Consider the following 18,948-nt stretch of genomic DNA (forward strand, 5'->3'; position numbering starts at 1 on the left):
ATCTTTTGATCTTGATCTTCTGCGATCCAGAAAAAACAAAATCAAAAGATCGCAGCCTGCGGCAGCTCCTACAGGTTCAGCGCATGGTCCGCTCGCTTCGGATCAGTCGCGTGGAACCAGGTCCAGGCACACCGAGTTGATGCAATAACGCAGGCCTGTCGGCGGCGGACCATCAGGGAAAACATGCCCCAGGTGCGCGTCGCATTTGGCGCAGACCACTTCGGTGCGGATCATGCCGTGGCTGACATCACGGATCTCGGTCATGGCGCTGTCGCCGATCGGCGCGTAGAAACTCGGCCAGCCGCAGCCGGAATCGAATTTGGTCCTGGAGTCGAACAGCGGTTCGCTACAGCAGATGCAGTGGTAGACACCGTCGGTTTTGGTGGCGTTGTATTTACCGGAAAACGGCCGTTCGGTGCCTTTGAGGCGGCACACGTTGTACTGCTCTGGATCGAGCATCGCCTTCCATTCTTCCAGGGTTTTTTCCAACTTTTCCATCATCACACCTCAGCGGCTGAAAAAGCCCGATCTGTACCTTTTCCACGGATCGGGCGGCACGTATGATTGCGCCTCGTAAAACGCCAGTCTGGCAGCCAGACCACGCGCATTCAAACGGAAATATGGGTGCTGCATCTCAAGGCGCCGGGCCTGTGTGAATACGCAGGATTCCCAGCACGGCTGTCCAAACGCCGTCTGGATCGTTCATTTTCGGGAACACATCGCTATGCAGGTCAGCAAATCGAACAAGCTCGCCAACGTCTGCTACGACATTCGCGGCCCGGTGCTCAAGCACGCCAAGCGCCTGGAAGAGGAAGGCCATCGCATCCTCAAGCTGAACATCGGCAACCCGGCGCCTTTTGGTTTCGAAGCGCCGGATGAAATCCTCCAGGACGTGATCCGCAACCTGCCGACCGCCCAGGGCTATAGTGACTCCAAGGGCCTGTTCAGTGCGCGCAAGGCCGTGATGCAGTATTACCAGCAAAAGCAGGTAGAAGGCGTCGGCATTGAAGACATCTACCTGGGCAATGGTGTTTCCGAACTGATCGTGATGTCGATGCAGGCCCTGCTCAACAATGGCGACGAAGTGCTGGTGCCTGCACCTGATTACCCGCTATGGACCGCCGCCGTGAGCCTGTCCGGCGGCAATCCGGTGCATTACCTGTGCGACGAGCAAGCCAACTGGTGGCCAGACCTGGCCGACATCAAGGCCAAGATCACGCCGAACACCAAGGCCCTGGTGATCATCAACCCGAACAACCCGACTGGCGCTGTGTATTCGAAGGAAGTGCTGCTGGGGATGCTGGAACTGGCCCGCCAGCACAACCTGGTGGTGTTCTCCGACGAAATCTACGACAAGATCCTCTACGACGATGCCGTGCACATCTGCACCGCCTCCCTGGCGCCGGACCTGCTGTGCCTGACCTTCAACGGTCTGTCCAAGTCCTATCGCGTGGCCGGTTTCCGTTCCGGCTGGATCGCCATTTCCGGTCCGAAACACCACGCCCAGAGCTACATCGAAGGCATCGACATGCTGGCGAACATGCGCCTGTGCGCCAACGTGCCGAGCCAGCATGCGATCCAGACCGCCCTGGGCGGCTACCAGAGCATCAATGACCTGGTGCTGCCACAAGGTCGCCTGCTCGAACAGCGCAACCGCACCTGGGAACTGCTCAACGACATTCCGGGCGTGAGCTGCGTCAAGCCGATGGGCGCGCTGTACGCATTCCCGCGCATCGACCCGAAAGTCTGCCCGATCCACAACGACGAGAAATTCGTCCTCGACCTGCTGCTCTCCGAAAAGCTGCTGGTGGTTCAAGGCACCGCATTCAACTGGCCATGGCCAGACCACTTCCGCGTCGTGACCCTGCCACGTGTCGATGACCTGGAGATGGCCATCGGACGCATCGGCGGCTTCCTCAAGTCCTACCGCCAGTAAGCGCCCGCCACCGTGCGACACGCCTGCGCGTCGCACGGTGATTTTCATCCGGCAACATTTGTTTGCATTGCGTCGCTGGCAGTCGTTTTGCCCGCTGCCGGACAACGCCGTGCCTGCTCGCGCCTAACAAAGGCGGGGCGTTCGACATGAATTGACTGACAAACACTTCCTGCACTCGCGTCGGAAATGCCCTGCAAGCAGCTAGACTATTGCCGTAGGACACAGTTTGAAATAGTCACCCGGTTGAATACCCCGGTGCAGCACCTTATATACCCCGCAGTACGCTACATCTTTAGCATGAGGAGATTTCTACAACCATGATGCGCATCCTGCTGTTCTTGGCCACTAACCTGGCGGTCGTGCTGATTGCCAGCATCACCCTGAGCCTTTTCGGCTTCAACGGGTTCATGGCGGCCAATGGGGTTGACCTCAACCTCAATCAGCTGCTGATTTTCTGTGCGGTCTTTGGTTTCGCCGGTTCACTGTTCTCGCTGTTCATCTCCAAGTGGATGGCGAAGATGAGCACCAGCACCCAGATCATCACCCAGCCACGCACCCGTCACGAGCAATGGCTGCTGCAAACCGTCGAGCAACTGTCCCGCGAAGCCGGGATCAAGATGCCCGAAGTCGGCATTTTCCCTGCCTACGAGGCGAACGCCTTCGCCACCGGCTGGAACAAGAACGACGCACTGGTCGCCGTGAGCCAAGGCTTGCTCGAGCGCTTTTCGCCCGATGAAGTCAAAGCCGTCCTGGCCCACGAAATCGGCCACGTGGCCAATGGCGACATGGTTACCCTGGCGCTGATCCAGGGCGTGGTGAACACCTTCGTGATGTTCTTCGCCCGGATCATCGGCAATTTCGTCGACAAGGTGATCTTCAAGAACGAAGAAGGCCAGGGCATTGCCTACTACGTGGCGACCATCTTCGCCGAACTGGTTCTGGGCATCCTGGCCAGCGCCATCGTCATGTGGTTCTCGCGCAAGCGCGAATTCCGTGCCGACGAAGCCGGTGCAAACCTGGCCGGCACCGCCGCGATGATTGGCGCCCTGCAACGCCTGCGGGCGGAACAAGGCCTGCCGGTGCACATGCCCGACACCCTGAACGCTTTCGGCATCAATGGTGGCATCAAGCAAGGGTTCGCTCGCATGTTCATGAGCCACCCACCACTGGAAGAACGCATCGACGCCCTGGCTCGTCGCCGCGGCTAAGAGGTTCCACCGCAAATGAAAAGGCCCGCAGCGATGCGGGCCTTTTTTTGTCTGCTTGAATACTTCGGTGCGTTTCAGGGCCTCTTCGCGGGCAAGCCCGCGAAGAGGCCTGGACTAACAACTAATTACTGACTGGAAACCCGATACACCCGCTCCTCAAGTCGCGTCACACCCGCCTCCAGGAACTTCCCGCTCTCGCTCAACACGTCCTGATCTTCCAGGATCTTCAGCGCCCATGAGTCCCCGAACAACCGCCGCACCTCATCATCGAGCACAGCAAACGGCGGACCGGGCATTTGCGCCTGGTCATAGTCCAGGGTAATCAGCAGGCCAAGGGACTCCCTCGGCAGAATCCGCTTCAAATGGGCGGCATAGCGCTCTCGCATTTCCGTCGGCAACGCGATCAACGCCGCGCGATCATAAAGCGCGGAGCAATCGGCAACATCGCCGGCCGTCAGCTCAAAGAAATCGCCGCACCAAAGCTCGATGGAACCTGCCCGATAGACCTTGAAAGGCCCCTGCTCACTGACGGCCGGATCAAAGCCATGCTCGCTGAAAAACTCCTCGATGGCTTTTTCCGACAGCTCGACGCCCAGGACCTCATGACCTTGATGGGCGAGCCAAAGCAAATCCAGGCTTTTTCCACATAACGGCACCAACACGCGTGCCCCCTCTTCAAGGCTTAACGCTGGCCAGAACCGTTTCAGATAAGGGTTCACCTGTGGCAGGTGAAAGCCGATCTGATTCGCCGCCCATTTCTTGTGCCAAAACTCCGGCTGCATAAATAACCCCGAAAATTCGATCAAAACACCCTAAAACTTATATTAGATTTAGATTAATGATCTGACTGAAGATGTTGCATCTTAACTCTCAGGAGCTCATTCATGTTCCCCAGCCTGTACATATCCCACGGCTCCCCCATGCTCGCCCTGGAACCCGGTGCCAGCGGACCGGCACTCGCCCGCCTGGCCGCCGAGATACCCAGGCCCAAAGCTATCGTGATCGTGTCTGCGCACTGGGAAAGCAATGAGCTGCTGGTCAGCGGCAATCCGCAGCCTGAAACCTGGCATGACTTCGGTGGATTCCCCAAAGCCCTGTTCGAGGTCCAGTACCCGGCACCCGGCGACCCGCAACTCGCCGCAGAGGTTACCGAACTACTGATAACCGCTGGCTTTCCTGCGCGCATCGACAGCAATCGGCCTTTCGACCATGGCGTCTGGGTGCCTTTATCGCTGATGTACCCGCAAGCAGACATCCCGATTGTCCAGGTTTCGCTGCCCACCCGGGCCGGCCCTGCTCTACAGACCCGCGTTGGCCACGCGCTGGCCAGCCTGCGCGAGCACGGCGTCCTGTTGATCGGCTCCGGCAGCATCACTCACAACCTGCGGGAGCTGGACTGGCATGCCGGCCCCGAGAGCGTTGAGCCCTGGGCGCTGGCGTTTCGCGACTGGATGATCGAGAAACTCGCAGCGAACGACGAAGCCGCACTGCATGACTACCGCGCTCAGGCCCCCCATGCCGCGCGCAATCACCCCAGCGACGAACACCTGTTGCCGCTGTACTTTGCCCGCGCCGCCGGTGGGCCGTTCAGCATTGCCCATCAGGGGTTCACCATGGGCGCACTGGGCATGGACATCTATCGATTCGGCTGACAGCCAGACCGCATCATGGCCTTCGCGAGCAAGCCCGCTCCCACATTTGATCGCATTTTTTCTGAAGTAAAGCGGTCGTCTGTGGGAGCGGGCTTGCTCGCGAAGGGCGGCGACACAAATCCATGGCCAACCACAAATCAGCAGGCAAAAAAATCCCCGAACCAGTCGGGGATTTTTCATGTTCGATCAATCAGCTCGAGAGCGGATCAATCTTCGCGGTAGCGACGCAGCTTCAACTGCTTGCCGGCAACGCGAGTGTCCTTCAGCTTGGTCAGCAACTTCTCCAGACCATCTTCCGGCAGCTCGACGAGGCTGAAGCTGTCACGCACCTGGATGCGACCGATCGCTTCACGCGCCAGACCACCTTCGTTGAGGATGGCGCCCAGCAGGTTCTTGGCAGCGATACCGTCACGCGCGCCCAGCGCGGTACGGCAACGTGCACGACCTTCGCCCAGCGGCATCGGAGCACGACGCTCGCGGTCGCCACGCTCAGGACGATCACCGGAACGCTCTGGACGATCGCCACGCGGTGCATTGTTCGGCACCAGTGGACGCTCTTTCTCGATAGCGGCCAGGTTCAGCGCTTGACCGTTGGTTGCCTTGCGCAGCAGGGCTGCGGCCAGGGCACGCGGGCTGCAACCGATATCGGCGGTCAGGCGATCGAGCAGATCACCGTGGGTCGATTCGGCTTCAGCCACCAGCGGCGACAGGCTGTTGGTCAGTTTCTTGATGCGCGCATCCAGAACAGCTTGAGCGTCTGGCAGGCGAACTTCAGCAACCTTTTGACCGGTTACACGCTCGATCACTTGCAGCATGCGGCGCTCACGCGGAGTCACCAGCAGCAATGCACGACCTTCGCGACCGGCACGGCCGGTACGGCCGATACGGTGAACGTAGGACTCCGGATCGTACGGCATGTCAACGTTGAACACGTGAGTGATGCGCGGAACGTCCAGGCCACGAGCGGCAACGTCGGTCGCCACAACGATGTCCAGACGGCCATCCTTGAGGGAGTCGATCACGCGCTCACGCTGGTTCTGGGCGATGTCACCGTTCAGCGCAGCGGCTTTGTAGCCTTTGGCTTCCAGGGCACTGGCCAGGTCCAGGGTCGCTTGCTTGGTGCGCACGAACATGATCAGGGCGTCGAAATCTTCCACTTCCAGCAAGCTGAGAACGGCCGAAGTCTTCTGGTCAGCGTGAACCAGCAGGTGAGCCTGCTCGATCGCGGTAACGGTCTGGGTCTTGCTCTGAATCTTGACGTGCTTCGGATCGCGCAGGTGGCGCTCGGCGATGGCACGGATCGACTGAGGCAGGGTTGCCGAGAACAGTACGGTCTGACGGGTTTCCGGCATGGCCTTGAAGATGACTTCCAGGTCGTCCATGAAGCCCAGCTTGAGCATTTCGTCGGCTTCGTCGAGAACCAGGTGGTTCACGGTCGCCAGTACTTTTTCGTCGCGACGCAGGTGGTCGCACAGACGGCCCGGAGTGGCGACAACGATTTGTGCGCCATTACGGATTGCTTTCAGTTGTGGGCCCATCGGCGCGCCGCCGTAGACAGCCACAACAGTCACGCCCGGCATTTGCTTGGCGTAGGTTTCGAAAGCGGTTGCAACTTGTAGCGCCAACTCACGAGTTGGGGCCAGGATCAGAGCTTGCGGCTCGCGCTTGGACGGATCAATGCGGTGCAGAATTGGCAGGGCAAAGGCAGCGGTTTTACCGGTACCGGTTTGCGCCTGACCAATCATATCGTGACCGGCGAGAATGATCGGGATCGACTGCTGCTGAATGGCCGAAGGCTCTTCATAGCCGGTAGCGACTACTGCAGCGACAATATTTGGATGAAGTTCAAGAGCGGCGAAGCCGCCGATTTCCTGGGTCATGGGTCTGCCTCTAAGTGCATCCGCAAAGACCCATGCTCCAAAGCTGCACATGCCGTGTTGAGACTCAAGAGTCGCCCTGGCAGCTTTGTCGGCGGGGATTTGCGAAAACGAATGAATGAAAAGAATCGTCAAGGAAGAGTCCGCTGGGCGGACGTGCAGCCGAAGCTGGCTTCGGGGAATTGCGCTACCTAAACGCGGCCCGGTTAAAGGCCGGCGCGCACTATACCGGAATTCGTCAAAAAAGGGAGCTTTTTTTATCGGAAATCCACCGCATACACCGTTGTGTCACAGGCTTTGCGAATAATCGGTGAGCCGTCTATTTTTCAAAGGCCCGGCCTTGCGGGTGATGGCGCTAAAACGGTTCACCCCTTACCGTGCAGACCGCAGGTCCCCGCACGCCTCTCCTACCCCCGAGGACCGCTCCATGAATCAGCCCAGCTCCAGTCGAGTCAGCCGCGAACGGCGCGGCCATGTGTTCCTGATCGGTCTGGATCGGGTGGCCAAGCGCAACGCCTTCGATCTCGACCTGCTCAACGCGCTGAGCCTGGCCTATGGCGAATTCGAGGCCGACAGCGAAGCGCGGGTGGCGGTGGTGTTCGCTCATGGCGAGCACTTTACCGCCGGGCTCGATCTGGTCAATGCCAGCGTCACACTGGCAGATGGCTGGCAGGTTCCACCCGGCGGCTGTGATCCGTGGGCGGTGTTCGCCGGTCCCAGAGTCAGCAAACCGGTGATTGTCGCCGCCCAGGGTTATTGCCTGACCATCGGCATCGAGCTGATGCTGGCCGCCGACATCAACCTGTGCGCCAGCAACACCCGGTTCGCGCAGATGGAAGTGCAACGCGGGATCTTCCCCTTCGGCGGTGCCACCCTGCGTCTGCATCAGGTGGCCGGCTGGGGCAATGCCATGCGCTGGCTGTTGACCGGGGATGAGTTCGACGCCCGTGACGCCTTGCACCTGGGCCTGGTGCAGGAGGTCATGGCCAGCGAGGACTTGCTGCCCCGGGCGATTGAACTGGCCGAGCGGATCGCCCGCCAGGCGCCGCTCGGCGTTCAAGCGACACTGATGTCTGCGCGACAGGCCCGCTATGAAGGGGAAACCGCGGCGGCACAGGCGTTGCCGCTGCTGGTGAAGAAGTTGATGGCTAGCGAGGACGTCAAGGAAGGTGTGCGGTCGATGGTGGAGCGACGGCCTGGGGTCTTCAAAGGGATTTGATTTTAATTTTTGGCTTTGATGGCCCCTTCGCGAGCAAGCCCGCTCCCACAGGGGATCGCGTTCAAATGTGGGAGCGGGCTTGCCCGCGAAGGGGCCAGTCCAGACAATCAATTAATCAGGTAGCCGGGCGAATGCACTTGATCAACGAATCCAGCGAATACCCCAACCGTGGCGCCAGCGCTTCGGCGCGGGCGATCAGGCCGGCCATGTCCAGATCCTGATCCAGCTCAGAAGGCACGATCAGGATCACGTTGCCCTCCTTCACCGGCAATTCCCAATAGTGGCGGTGATACAAACCGCGCAACAAGGCGGCGCCCAGGGGTTTGCCATCGTCGGTCGCCCACTGATTGATCACCAGCCAGCCACCCGGATTCAATCGCTTCTGGCAGTTTTCCAGGAAGTTCCAGGCCAGATGCCCGACACCGGGGCCGACATCGGTATAAAGGTCGACGAAAATCAGGTCCGCCGATTCTGCGCTATCCAGCAATTCCAGCGCATCGCCAACGCGGATGTACAGGCGCGGATCGTCATCCAGCCCCAGATACTCAATGGCCAGGCGCGGCACGTCCGGGCGCAGCTCGATGGCTTCGACATCTTCCAGCGGCAGGAACTTGAGGCAGGCCTGGGTCAACGTACCGGCGCCGAGACCGAGAAACAGTGCGCTTTCGGGTAGTTCATGGCACAGCGCGCCGATCAGCATCGCCCGGGTATAGTCGTACTCGAGCCAGCTCGGATCGGCGGTGAACACGCAGCTTTGCTCGATGGCATCACCGAACTCGAGAAAACGGTAATCAGCCACTTCCAGCACACGAATCACACCGAACTCGTCCTGTACCTCGGCGAGCAGATGCTCGACGCGTTCCTCAGTCATTTCATCTCCTGACCGTCACCGGGGCCGGCAACGCAATAACACCGCGTGCAGAGAGCGGCAAAGGCGAGATTGTCAGCGATGCGACGGGAACAGGTCACGCACTAATTTGCTGATAACATGGACGTCCGAGCGAAAACACTAGAGACCGTGATGAGCCAACCCTGGAGCCCTGACAGCTGGCGCGCCCTGCCGATCCAGCAACAACCCCGATACCCCGACGCCGCGCATTTGCAGCAGGTCGAGCAGACCCTGGCCAGCTATCCGCCGCTGGTGTTTGCCGGTGAAGCCCGTGAGTTGCGCCGTCAGTTTGCCGAGGTGACCCAGGGCCGCGCGTTTCTGTTGCAGGGTGGCGACTGCGCCGAAAGCTTCGCCGAATTCTCCGCGGCAAAAATCCGCGACACCTTCAAGGTGTTGCTGCAGATGGCCATCGTGATGACTTTTGCCGCCGGCTGCCCGGTGGTCAAGGTCGGGCGCATGGCCGGGCAGTTCGCCAAGCCGCGTTCGGCCAACGACGAAACCATCGATGGCGTGACGCTGCCCGCCTACCGTGGCGACATCGTCAATGGCATCGGTTTCGACGAAAAAAGCCGCGTGCCGGACCCCGAGCGCCTGTTGCAGTCCTATCACCAGTCCACCGCCACCCTGAACCTGCTGCGTGCGTTCGCCCAGGGCGGTTTTGCCGATCTGCATCAGGTGCACAAGTGGAACCTGGACTTCATCGCCAACTCGGCGCTGGCGGAAAAATACAGCCACCTGGCCGATCGTATCGATGAAACCCTGGCGTTCATGCGCGCCTGCGGCATGGACAGTTCGCCGCAGCTGCGCGAAACCAGTTTCTTCACCGCCCACGAAGCGCTGCTGCTGAACTACGAAGAAGCTTTCGTGCGTCGCGACAGCCTGACCAACGATTACTACGATTGCTCGGCGCACATGCTGTGGATCGGCGACCGCACCCGCCAGCTCGACGGCGCCCACGTCGAATTCCTGCGCGGGGTGAACAACCCGATCGGGGTCAAGGTCGGCCCGAGCATGAACCCCGACGACCTGATTCGCCTGATCGATGTGCTCAACCCGGACAACGATCCGGGCCGCCTGAACCTGATCGCACGGATGGGCGCGAACAAGGTCGGCGATCATTTGCCGCAACTGATCCGTGCCGTCCAGCGAGAAGGCAAGCAGGTGCTGTGGAGTTCCGACCCGATGCATGGCAACACCATCAAGGCCAGCAGCGGCTACAAGACCCGCGACTTCGCGCAGATCCTTGGCGAGGTGAAGCAGTTCTTCCAGGTGCACGAAGCCGAAGGCAGTTATGCCGGTGGTATCCATATCGAAATGACCGGGCAGAACGTTACCGAGTGCATCGGGGGTGCGCGGCCGATTACCGAGGACGGTTTGTCGGATCGCTACCACACCCATTGCGACCCGCGGATGAATGCCGATCAGTCGCTGGAACTGGCGTTTTTGATTGCTGAAACCCTGAAGCAGGTTCGTCGATAAACGATAACTGTAGGAGCTGCCGCAGGCTGCGATCTTTTGATTTTTCAAGATCAAAAGATCGCAGCCTGCGGCAGCTCCTACAAAAGCAGGGCTTCAGTCACCTTCAAATTGTGTGAATGCCACCCGCAACCTTGCCGCACTCGCCCGCGGGCAGTTCAACTGAACCTGCGCCAGCCCCAGCCAATCCGCCATCTGCCGCAGATTGACCGCCAACGCCAACATCCCCTCGTCATCCAGTCCCGTTTCTTCTTCATGCACCGCATGCACAGCCAAACGACCCGCCGCACGCTCGGCACGCAGATCGACCCGTGCGGCAATCCGTTCGTTGTGCAGAAACGGCAGCACGTAATAGCCGTAAACGCGCTTGTCCTGCGGCGTGTAGATTTCCAGCCGATAACGGAAATCAAACAGCCGCTCCGTACGGCTGCGCTCCCAGATCAGCGAATCGAACGGCGAGAGCAAGGCACTGGCCGCGACTTTGCGCGGCACCTTCGGCTCGGGCAGGCAATAGGCCGGTTGTCGCCAGCCCTGGACTTCGCAGGTCAGCAATTCACCGGCCTCGACCAACTCGGCCAAACGTGGACGACTGTCCGCAGGGTTCAGGCGGAAATAGTCTCGCAAGTCCTTCTCCGTACCGACACCCAAGGCCGTTGCCGCATGCCGTAACAGGCCGCGCTGGGCGTCAGCTTCATCCAGGACGGGCTGCGCAAGCACCGCCGAGGGAATCACCCGCTCCGGCAAATCGTAGAGCCTTTCGAACCCGCGCCGTCCAGCAACGGTCACTTCACCGGCAGCGAACAGCCATTCCAGCGCATGCTTTTCCGCACTCCAGTCCCACCAGGGCCCGGCACGCTCCTGGCGGGTCGACAGGCTTCCGGCACCCAGCGCGCCCTGCTGCTCGACCGATGCCAGCACGCGACGAATCGTGTCTTGCTGCTCACGCCCAAAACGCGCCAATTGCTGATAGATGTCTTCGCCACGGCTCGCTCGCTGCATGCGCCAACGCATCAGCGGGTACAGGGAAAGCGGTAACAACGAGGCTTCATGGCCCCAATACTCAAAGAGTGTCCGACGCCGGCCCTGGCTCCAGGCAGCCTGGTCGAGCAAGTCGGAGGAGTAATGGCCGAGGCGGGAGAACAGCGGAAGGTAGTGCGAACGCACCACTGCATTGACCGAATCGATCTGCAAAATGCCCAGCCGTTCGATCAGTCGGTTGAGCGCAACAGCCTTGATCGCCGCTGGCGACTGCCGCCCGTTGAACCCTTGGGCGGCCAGCGCCAGACGCCGAGCCTGTTTGAGGGTAAAGGACAATGTTGCGGGCATGGGCATCTCCTTGTCTGCTCGCAACCTACCTCACCGGTAAGGGGTTTGTGTAGCGTGGCATTCATCATTTATTGATCGGATCATTTATGCATCGGGTCGCTCCAGAACGGTTTGATCGACTCGTTCTCCACATCCGCACGACTCATGCCGATGTCCTTGAGCGCCTCGTCGCTCAAGCTCGCCAGCAGTTCGCGCTCGCGATGCAGTTCGTACCAGCGGCCGACCTTGTGCAGCAGATCGGATATCAGGTGAATCGAGTGTTTTTCCGCACCGTGGAACTCATGTTGACCTTTCATCTTGTTGCCCTCCGTTTGGATGGCTCCAGTCTCGCGCCGGGTCTAAGATCAATCCAACGAATGTTTCTGATGTCACATATCTCGGAGATTGATGAATGTCGGCCTACCCGAGTATCGATACCGAAGTGCTGCGCACCTTCGTCGCCATCGCCGACCAGGGCGGCTTTACCCGCGCCGGCGAATTGGTCAACCGCACCCAGTCAGCCGTCAGCATGCAGATGAAACGACTGGAAGAAGATGTGCTGCAGCGCCAGTTGTTCCAGCGCGACGGACGGCAGGTGCGGCTGACGGCCGAAGGCCAGGTGCTGCTGGGCTATGCGCGGCGGATCCTCAAGCTGCACAGCGAGGTCTTCAATACCCTGCGTGAGCCCGACATGGTCGGCACGGTGCGCATCGGCACGCCGGACGATTATGTGATGCGATTTCTCCCGGGGATTCTGCGCCGGTTTGCCCAGTCCTATCCGTTGATCCAGATCGAAGTGCACTGCGAATCATCGAAACAGCTGTTGATGCGCCAGGACCTGGACCTGTCCATCGTGACCCGCGAACCGGGCAGCGAAATCGGCCAGTTGTTGCGCAAGGAACGTTTTGTCTGGGCCGAGGCGCAATGCTACAGCGCCCACGAACAGACGCCGCTGCCGCTGGCGATGTTCAACAGCGATTGCTTCTGCCGCCAGTGGGCCTGCAATGCCCTGGATGCCCGGGGGCGCGATTACCGGGTGGCGTACAACAGCGACAGCCTGTCGGCGATCATGGCCGTGGTCAGCGCCGGCCTGGCAGTGACCGCGCAGCTTGAAAGCCTGATCACCGCGGACATGCGCATTCTGGGTGAAGCCGAGGATCTGCCGTTGCTGCCCGAGGCCAGCATCATGCTCGTGCGCAACCTGCATAACCCGTCACCGATCACCGAGTGCCTGGCCGACCACATCATTGATGGCTTCAAACTTTGAAAGCGAGCGTCACCGCACAGAACACCAGGAACCCGCAAAACAGCCCGCGCAGCAACCGCTCCGGCAAGGCGTGGGCAACCTTCACGCCCCAACTGATGCTCATCAGCCCCCCGACCGCCAGGGGTAAGCCGATCCCCCAGTTGACCTGATGGTGCACGGCATAAGTCACCAGCGTTACCCCCGTGCTCGGCAAGGCCAGCGCCAACGACAACCCCTGCGCAACCACCTGGCTGGTGCCGAACAGACTGGTCAGCACCGGTGTCGCCACCACCGCGCCTCCCACGCCGAACAACCCGCCCATTGTGCCTGATGCAGCGCCAAGCACGCCCAGCCAGGGCCATGAGTAGTTCATCTGTGACGTCGCCGTGGTGTGTGCGGCGAACATGCGAACAAGGTTGTACGCCGACAGTGCGATCAGAAACCCGACAAAACCTATGCGCATGGTTCGAGCATCGATGCCCACCGCCCAGATCGACCCGAGCCAGGCGAAGCAGAACCCCATGAGGGCCAAAGGTAGCGCGTGGCGCAGCTCGATCCGGTTGCGCTGATGGTAGCGCCACAGCGCCAGCATCACGTTCGGCACGACCATCACCAATGCCGTGCCTTGGGCGATCTGCTGGTCGAGCCCGAACAGCACGCCCAACAGTGGAATGGCAATCAGGCCACCGCCGATGCCGAACAAACCACCAAGCGTGCCCAGGGCGGCACCGAACACCAGGTACATCAGAAACTCAATCACGGCCGATTTCTCCTTACATCACGCCATTGATCCTACGCAGTTGCTGATGGCACGGAAACGCACAGCGACGCACAATGGCTGTGCCAAATTCGCACAAGCGCAGACTTGCCATGAATCCCAACCAACTGACCGACCAACTGGCTTTATTCCTCGATGTACTGGAAACCGGCAGTTTTTCCGCCGCCTCACGCCGTCATCCGATGACCCCTTCGGCCGTGGCACGGCGTATCGACAGCCTGGAAAACGCGGTCGGCAGTCAACTGTTCATCCGCAGCACGCATGCGGTGCGCGCTACCCCGGCAGGATTGGCCTTCGCCGAGCGAGCACGGCGGATCGTCGCCGAGTTGCGCCTGGCCCGGGCCGAGGCGGTGTCCTTGAGCAGCGCGCCGGAAGGCCTGATTCGTATCGATGCGCCAGCAGCCTTTGGGCGCCGGCACCTGGCACCGGTGATTGCCGATTTCCTCATGCTCTATCCGGGACTGGATGTGCAACTGCACCTGATCGACAGTTTCGTCGACATGCAGGGCCAGAACCTCGGCAAGGTCGATCTGGTGCTGCGCGCCGGACAATTGGCCGACACCCGGCTGGTGGCCACGCCACTGGCGAGCATGGTGCGTATTGCCTGCGCCAGCCCTGACTATTTGCGGCGACGCGGCGTGCCGACCGAGCCGTCACAGCTGATTGAACACGACGGCCTTGATTGGGATGGCCTGGCCCCGCTCTTCGCCTGGCGTTTCGAACGGGACGGGCACATGCAGTTGCATCGGCCGGCGCGGGTGCGCATGAGCGCCAACAATGCCGAGGCGCTGGTATGCGGCGCATTGGCCGGATTGGGTATCGCGCACCTGCCGACCTGGCTGGCCAGCGAGTACCTGTTGCGGGGTGAGTTGCTGCCGCTGTTCTGCGACAGCGGCCTGCCGAAACCGGAAAACGCCGGCATCTACGCCTTGCGCCTGGAGCAACAACCCAACTCCCGTAGCCGCTTGTTGCTGGAGTACCTGAAAACCCGCTTCAGCCCGGTTCCGCCCTGGGATCTGCTGTTGCAAACCCATTTGCAACGGCACTGATCAAAATTATCTGGCGCATTAAAGATTCGCCCGCTAGATTCCAAAGATCACAGATCAAGGCTTCGACATGAGCACCGAGCGCAACACCCCGGACAACTGCGACAACCTGCTGCTGGATAACCAGGCCTGCTTCGCCCTGCACTCCACTTCGCTGATGATGACCAAGGTCTACAAGCCCCTGCTGCAAGCGCTGGGCCTGACCTACCCGCAATACCTGGCAATGATGGTGTTGTGGGAAAAGGACGGTTTGACGGTAGGCGAAATCAGCACGCGATTGCTGACCGACCCCGGATCCTTGACGCCACTGCTCAAGCGCCTGGAGGCCGAAGGCCTGCTCAGCCGAACCCGCAGCCGCGAAGATGAACGCGTGGTGATCGTCGAGCTCACCGAACAGGGCCGGGCGTTGCGCGACAAGGCACGTGATATTCCCCAATGCATCCTCGGCGCCAGCGGGATGACACTGGAGCGCCTGCAAAACCTGCAAGCTGAGCTGCAAGCGCTGCGTCGCCACCTGCAGGACAGCCTGTAATTCCCCCCCCCCACTGTGGGAGCGAGCCTGCTCGCGAATGCAATGTCACATTCAACATAGATGTTGACTGACACATCGCAATCGCGAGCAGGCTCGCTCCCACATTAGCTTTGCGGCCTACCAGAAACACGGGCTCGTCACCTCCTCCTGAAAAAACAGACTGCCCCCTCACCGATAGCTCTAAGTCAACACTTCCGAGCATAACCGTCTCGCTGAACTTTGGTTTTTTCAAATTTCTTTGAAAATTTATCTTGCGCGCTAAACATTAGCGCGATACATTCATTTCGCACTTACTTAGCACGCAAACATTTAGCGCAAATAATCCAATCCCTGAACGAGGCTTTCACCATGCAAACTCTCTACACCGCAATCGCAACTTCCACCGGTGGCCGTGACGGTCGTGCGGTTTCCAGCGACAACATCCTCGACGTCAAACTCGCCATGCCGAAAGAACTCGGCGGTGCCGGCGGCGCAGCCACCAACCCTGAGCAACTGTTCGCCGCCGGCTACTCCGCCTGCTTCATCGGCGCCCTGAAATTCGTCGCCAGCCAGACCAAGCGCAGCATCCCGAGCGACGCTTCGATCACCGCCCATGTCGGCATCGGCCAGATTCCTGGCGGTTTCGGCCTGGACATCGACCTGCACATCAGCCTGCCGGGTCTTGAACAAGCCGATGCCCAGGCACTGGTCGACGCCGCCCACCAGGTCTGCCCGTACTCCAATGCCACCCGTGGCAACGTCGATGTGCGCCTGCACATAACCGTCTAAGCGCTGACTACCCAGGCCCGAACAGGAAACGAACATGAACACTTTCAGCAAAGTCTTGACCGGTACCCTTCTCGCTCTGTCGATCAACGGTGCGTTCGCAAGTGACGGGGTTGAACACAACACCCAGGCGTTTCTCGATGTGCTGAATGCCGGTACCGGCAAACCACTTGAACAACTCAGCCCGAAAGACGCCCGCGCCGTGCTGACGGGCGCGCAGGCCGGGGTGAAACTGACACTGCCAAAAGCCGATGTCAGCCAGAAGACCATTCAAGTCGACGGCCAACCGCTGAACCTGACCATCGTCCGGCCGGCCGGGGTCAAGGGTGAGCTGCCCGTGTTCATGTTCTTCCACGGCGGCGGCTGGGTACTGGGGGACTTCCCGACCCACGAGCGGCTGGTGCGTGACCTGGTGACGGGTTCGGGGGCAGCGGCCGTGTTCGTGAACTACACGCCGTCGCCGGAAGCCCATTACCCGGTGGCGATCAACCAGGCTTACGCCGCGACAAAATGGGTGGCCGAGCACGGCAAGGAGATCAACGTCGATGGCAAGCGCCTGGCGGTAGCCGGCAACAGTGTCGGCGGCAACATGGCGGCCGTGGTTGCGCTGATGGCCAAGGACAAGGGAACCCCGGCGATCAAGTTCCAGGTGTTGCTGTGGCCGGTGACGGATGCCAACTTCGAAACCGCGTCCTACAACCAGTTTGCCGAAGGGTACTTCCTCAGCAAAAATGCGATGAAGTGGTTCTGGGACAACTACACCACCGACGCCAACCAGCGTAACGAGATCTACGCCTCACCCCTGCGCGCAACCACTGCCCAGTTGAAAGGGTTGCCGCCAGCGCTGGTACAGACCGCCGGTGCCGATGTGTTGCGCGACGAAGGCGAAGCCTACGCCCGCAAACTAGATGAAGCCGGAGTGCCGGTGACCTCGGTGCGCTACAACGGCATGATCCACGACTACGGTCTGCTCAACGTGGTGAGCCAGGTGCCAGCGGTGCGTTCGGCGATGTTGCAGGCGTCTGAAGAGTTGAAACAGCACCTGAAATAAAACTGTGGGAGCGAGCTTGCTCGCGATAGCGGACTGTCAGGCAACACCTTTGTTGAATGCTCGGACGCCATCGCGAGCAAGCTCGCTCCCACAGGTTTTTTGGTTGAACCCGAAATCGCAGCCACAAAAAAGCCCGACTCAATGGTCGGGCTTTTTCATTCCTCAAGCAGTGCTTATTTGGCACGGCCTTTGTAGGAACCGCCTTCGCGGGTATCGATCTCGATCATGTCGCCGATTTCGATGAAGTCAGCAACCGACAGCTCGGTACCGTTCTTCAGTTTGGCAGGCTTCATTACCTTGCCGGAAGTATCGCCGCGAGCGGAACCTTCGGTGTAGTCAATCTGACGCACGATGGTGGTCGGCAGCTCTACGGAAACCAGACGGCCTTCGAAGAATACGGCTTCGCAAACGTCGGTCATGCCTTCTTCCACGAATGGCAGAACGCTTTCGATGTCTTCGGCGTTCAGCTCGTACATGGTGTAGTCGGTGGTGTCCATGAACGTGTAGGAGTCGCCGCTGATGAAGGACAGGGTCGCTTCCTTACGGTCGAGGATCACGTCGTCCAGCTTGTCGTCCGCACCGTATACGGTTTCGGTCTTGTAGCCGGTCAGCAGGTTCTTCAGCTTGGTCTTCATGATCGCGCTGTTACGACCGGACTTGGTGAATTCAGCTTTCTGAACCAGCCAAGGATCGTTGTCGATACGGATCACGGTACCGGGTTTGAGTTCTTTACCAGTTTTCATTGCGAATATCCGAATTTGGATGGGATTTACAAAAATCTAGGCCGCGTATCATATCCAATTTCCATAAAACTGTACCAGCGCCGTGGCAAGATCGGCCTGCAAGGCCTGTTCCAGACACCACGCTTCGGCGTGTTTTTCCAGCTCTGGCCAGTGTTTACAGGTGGATTGCCAGTGGTCGGGCATTTTTTCACCGGCGTTCCAGGCCCGCCAGAGACCGCTGATCGCCTCTCGCGCAGGGTCCGATAGCCCCTTCACATAGAGTTCGAGGAAAGCTTCGAGCTTGTCCAGATGGATATCTTCTTCCTGCCGGTAGATGTGCCAGAGGAATGGCCGCCCCGCCCATTGAGCGCGCACAAAGGAATCTTCGCCACGCACGGCATTGAAATCGCAGCACCACAGCAACCCGTCGTATTGGTCCTGGCGGACGAATGGCAGCACTTGCACGGTCAAGGCGTCACGCACATGCACGGCACCGGCCGCCAGCCCCTGCACACCGAGCCAACGCTCGACGTCGCCGAGAATCCGCCCTTCCGGTACCAGCAGGTGAGTGGCCGTCGAATCGCCAGCCATCGCATCGAGCCAACTGGCCAGCCCGGTGTTTTCGTAGGCGAACAATGAGATCAACTGTGCGCCGGGTGCAGGATCAATTCCTAAACCGTGCAGGAATTCTCTTTGAGCTTGCGGGTCCTGCTGAAATTGCCGACGACGCTCAAGCAACCCGCGCTCACGCAACAATCCGCCAGTGCCCTTCTGGAAACCCGGGAAGAAAAAGAACTTCTGTACGCTTTTGTACTTCACCGAGGGCAAACCGTGACAGCCGATCACCCAGTCCTCGGCACTCAGGTAGTCGAGGTTCATCCACAGCGGAATCTTTTCCCGTTCGACCATGGCGTCCATGTAGGCGCTCGGCAATTGGCAGGCAAATGCAGCAATCACCACATCGGCGGCTTCGGTCCGTTGCCACTCGGCTGGCCATTGGCGCACTTCGACGCCTTGCTGCCATTGCTGCGCAGCGTGGATGTCGATTGGCGGACACAGGCGCTCGAACGCTCGCAGATCATCGACCCACAGACGCACCGCCAGCCCATGTTCGGCCACCAGTTGCCGGGCCAGTCGCCAGGTCACGCCGATGTCGCCGAAGTTGTCGACCACGGTGCAAAAAATATCCCAGCGGGTTTTCAGTTCAGGCATTCCAGGCTCCCGTTGGCAAAGGCGCCGATTGTCC

At 60.0% G+C, this 18,948-nt stretch carries 19 protein-coding genes; 10 read left to right on the forward strand and 9 right to left on the reverse strand.

Annotation, left to right across the window (positions count from 1 at the left end; all coding sequences use genetic code 11):
• Window positions 1-102: 102 nt before the first annotated feature.
• Complete coding sequence (msrB, locus tag AC07YV_RS14925; protein ID WP_007973511.1) at window positions 103-498, reverse strand: peptide-methionine (R)-S-oxide reductase MsrB; 396 nt, start codon at window positions 496-498, stop codon at window positions 103-105.
• A 226-nt stretch (window positions 499-724) separates the two neighbouring features.
• On the opposite strand from msrB, the gene AC07YV_RS14930 reads away from it, so the two are divergent.
• Together AC07YV_RS14930 and htpX are read left to right on the forward strand one after the other, a co-directional pair.
• The gene (locus AC07YV_RS14930; protein WP_007973513.1) at window positions 725-1,936 is read left to right on the forward strand and encodes a pyridoxal phosphate-dependent aminotransferase; all 1,212 of its coding nucleotides are present in this window, start codon (window positions 725-727) and stop codon (window positions 1,934-1,936) included.
• Between the two features lie 317 nt (window positions 1,937-2,253).
• Entirely contained in the window at window positions 2,254-3,144 is an 891-nt protein-coding gene (htpX, locus tag AC07YV_RS14935; RefSeq protein WP_007973520.1) for a protease HtpX, read from the forward strand.
• 125 nt (window positions 3,145-3,269) lie between these two features.
• Here the strand turns inward: htpX and AC07YV_RS14940 are convergent, their stop codons facing one another.
• On the reverse strand, window positions 3,270-3,926 hold the full coding sequence (locus AC07YV_RS14940; RefSeq protein ID WP_102700345.1) for a thiopurine S-methyltransferase: 657 nt from the start codon (window positions 3,924-3,926) through the stop codon (window positions 3,270-3,272).
• A 102-nt stretch (window positions 3,927-4,028) separates the two neighbouring features.
• On the opposite strand from AC07YV_RS14940, the gene AC07YV_RS14945 reads away from it, so the two are divergent.
• Entirely contained in the window at window positions 4,029-4,796 is a 768-nt protein-coding gene (locus AC07YV_RS14945; RefSeq protein ID WP_102700344.1) for a DODA-type extradiol aromatic ring-opening family dioxygenase, read from the forward strand.
• Window positions 4,797-5,002: 206 nt separating this feature from the next.
• Here AC07YV_RS14945 and AC07YV_RS14950 read toward each other — a convergent pair whose 3' ends face one another.
• Window positions 5,003-6,676 carry a DEAD/DEAH box helicase gene (locus tag AC07YV_RS14950; protein WP_007973525.1) on the reverse strand — a complete coding sequence of 558 codons (1,674 nt, stop codon included), beginning with the start codon at window positions 6,674-6,676 and terminating at the stop codon, window positions 5,003-5,005.
• Between the two features lie 424 nt (window positions 6,677-7,100).
• Here AC07YV_RS14950 and AC07YV_RS14955 point away from each other — a divergent pair, with 424 nt between their 5' ends.
• Window positions 7,101-7,892 (forward strand): crotonase/enoyl-CoA hydratase family protein, encoded by a 792-nt coding sequence (locus tag AC07YV_RS14955; protein WP_102700343.1) that lies wholly within the window; start codon window positions 7,101-7,103, stop codon window positions 7,890-7,892.
• 115 nt (window positions 7,893-8,007) lie between these two features.
• Here the strand turns inward: AC07YV_RS14955 and AC07YV_RS14960 are convergent, their stop codons facing one another.
• Window positions 8,008-8,763: a spermidine synthase gene (locus AC07YV_RS14960; protein ID WP_102700341.1), complete on the reverse strand. Its 756-nt coding sequence runs from the start codon at window positions 8,761-8,763 to the stop codon at window positions 8,008-8,010.
• 150 nt (window positions 8,764-8,913) lie between these two features.
• Between AC07YV_RS14960 and AC07YV_RS14965 the strand changes: the two genes are divergently transcribed.
• Complete coding sequence (locus AC07YV_RS14965; protein ID WP_007973530.1) at window positions 8,914-10,260, forward strand: class II 3-deoxy-7-phosphoheptulonate synthase; 1,347 nt, start codon at window positions 8,914-8,916, stop codon at window positions 10,258-10,260.
• 93 nt (window positions 10,261-10,353) lie between these two features.
• Here the strand turns inward: AC07YV_RS14965 and AC07YV_RS14970 are convergent, their stop codons facing one another.
• Together AC07YV_RS14970 and AC07YV_RS14975 are read right to left on the reverse strand one after the other, a co-directional pair.
• On the reverse strand, window positions 10,354-11,583 hold the full coding sequence (locus tag AC07YV_RS14970) for a winged helix-turn-helix domain-containing protein (RefSeq protein WP_102700340.1): 1,230 nt from the start codon (window positions 11,581-11,583) through the stop codon (window positions 10,354-10,356).
• 80 nt (window positions 11,584-11,663) lie between these two features.
• Entirely contained in the window at window positions 11,664-11,879 is a 216-nt protein-coding gene (locus tag AC07YV_RS14975) for a DUF1127 domain-containing protein (RefSeq protein WP_007973532.1), read from the reverse strand.
• A 95-nt stretch (window positions 11,880-11,974) separates the two neighbouring features.
• On the opposite strand from AC07YV_RS14975, the gene AC07YV_RS14980 reads away from it, so the two are divergent.
• On the forward strand, window positions 11,975-12,829 hold the full coding sequence (locus AC07YV_RS14980; protein WP_102700339.1) for a LysR substrate-binding domain-containing protein: 855 nt from the start codon (window positions 11,975-11,977) through the stop codon (window positions 12,827-12,829).
• Here the strand turns inward: AC07YV_RS14980 and AC07YV_RS14985 are convergent.
• The gene (locus tag AC07YV_RS14985; protein WP_102700348.1) at window positions 12,819-13,553 is read right to left on the reverse strand and encodes a sulfite exporter TauE/SafE family protein; all 735 of its coding nucleotides are present in this window, start codon (window positions 13,551-13,553) and stop codon (window positions 12,819-12,821) included. The genes AC07YV_RS14980 and AC07YV_RS14985 overlap by 11 nt on opposite strands.
• A gap of 125 nt (window positions 13,554-13,678) precedes the next feature.
• Between AC07YV_RS14985 and AC07YV_RS14990 the strand changes: the two genes are divergently transcribed.
• From AC07YV_RS14990 to AC07YV_RS15005, 4 genes are all read left to right on the forward strand, one after another.
• Window positions 13,679-14,635 carry a LysR family transcriptional regulator gene (locus AC07YV_RS14990; RefSeq protein WP_102700338.1) on the forward strand — a complete coding sequence of 319 codons (957 nt, stop codon included), beginning with the start codon at window positions 13,679-13,681 and terminating at the stop codon, window positions 14,633-14,635.
• 67 nt (window positions 14,636-14,702) lie between these two features.
• Window positions 14,703-15,164 carry a MarR family winged helix-turn-helix transcriptional regulator gene (locus AC07YV_RS14995; RefSeq protein ID WP_007973537.1) on the forward strand — a complete coding sequence of 154 codons (462 nt, stop codon included), beginning with the start codon at window positions 14,703-14,705 and terminating at the stop codon, window positions 15,162-15,164.
• A 348-nt stretch (window positions 15,165-15,512) separates the two neighbouring features.
• Window positions 15,513-15,932: an organic hydroperoxide resistance protein gene (locus AC07YV_RS15000; protein ID WP_102700337.1), complete on the forward strand. Its 420-nt coding sequence runs from the start codon at window positions 15,513-15,515 to the stop codon at window positions 15,930-15,932.
• Window positions 15,933-15,966: 34 nt separating this feature from the next.
• Window positions 15,967-16,980, forward strand: a complete 1,014-nt coding sequence (locus tag AC07YV_RS15005; protein ID WP_102700336.1) for an alpha/beta hydrolase — start codon at window positions 15,967-15,969, stop codon at window positions 16,978-16,980.
• A gap of 173 nt (window positions 16,981-17,153) precedes the next feature.
• Here AC07YV_RS15005 and AC07YV_RS15010 read toward each other — a convergent pair whose 3' ends face one another.
• Together AC07YV_RS15010 and earP are read right to left on the reverse strand one after the other, a co-directional pair.
• The gene (locus AC07YV_RS15010; protein WP_017134022.1) at window positions 17,154-17,723 is read right to left on the reverse strand and encodes an elongation factor P; all 570 of its coding nucleotides are present in this window, start codon (window positions 17,721-17,723) and stop codon (window positions 17,154-17,156) included.
• Between the two features lie 48 nt (window positions 17,724-17,771).
• On the reverse strand, window positions 17,772-18,914 hold the full coding sequence (gene earP, locus AC07YV_RS15015) for an elongation factor P maturation arginine rhamnosyltransferase EarP (protein ID WP_102700335.1): 1,143 nt from the start codon (window positions 18,912-18,914) through the stop codon (window positions 17,772-17,774).
• Window positions 18,915-18,948 lie beyond the last annotated feature (34 nt).

Source organism: Pseudomonas sp. GW456-E7 (genome assembly GCF_059424105.1).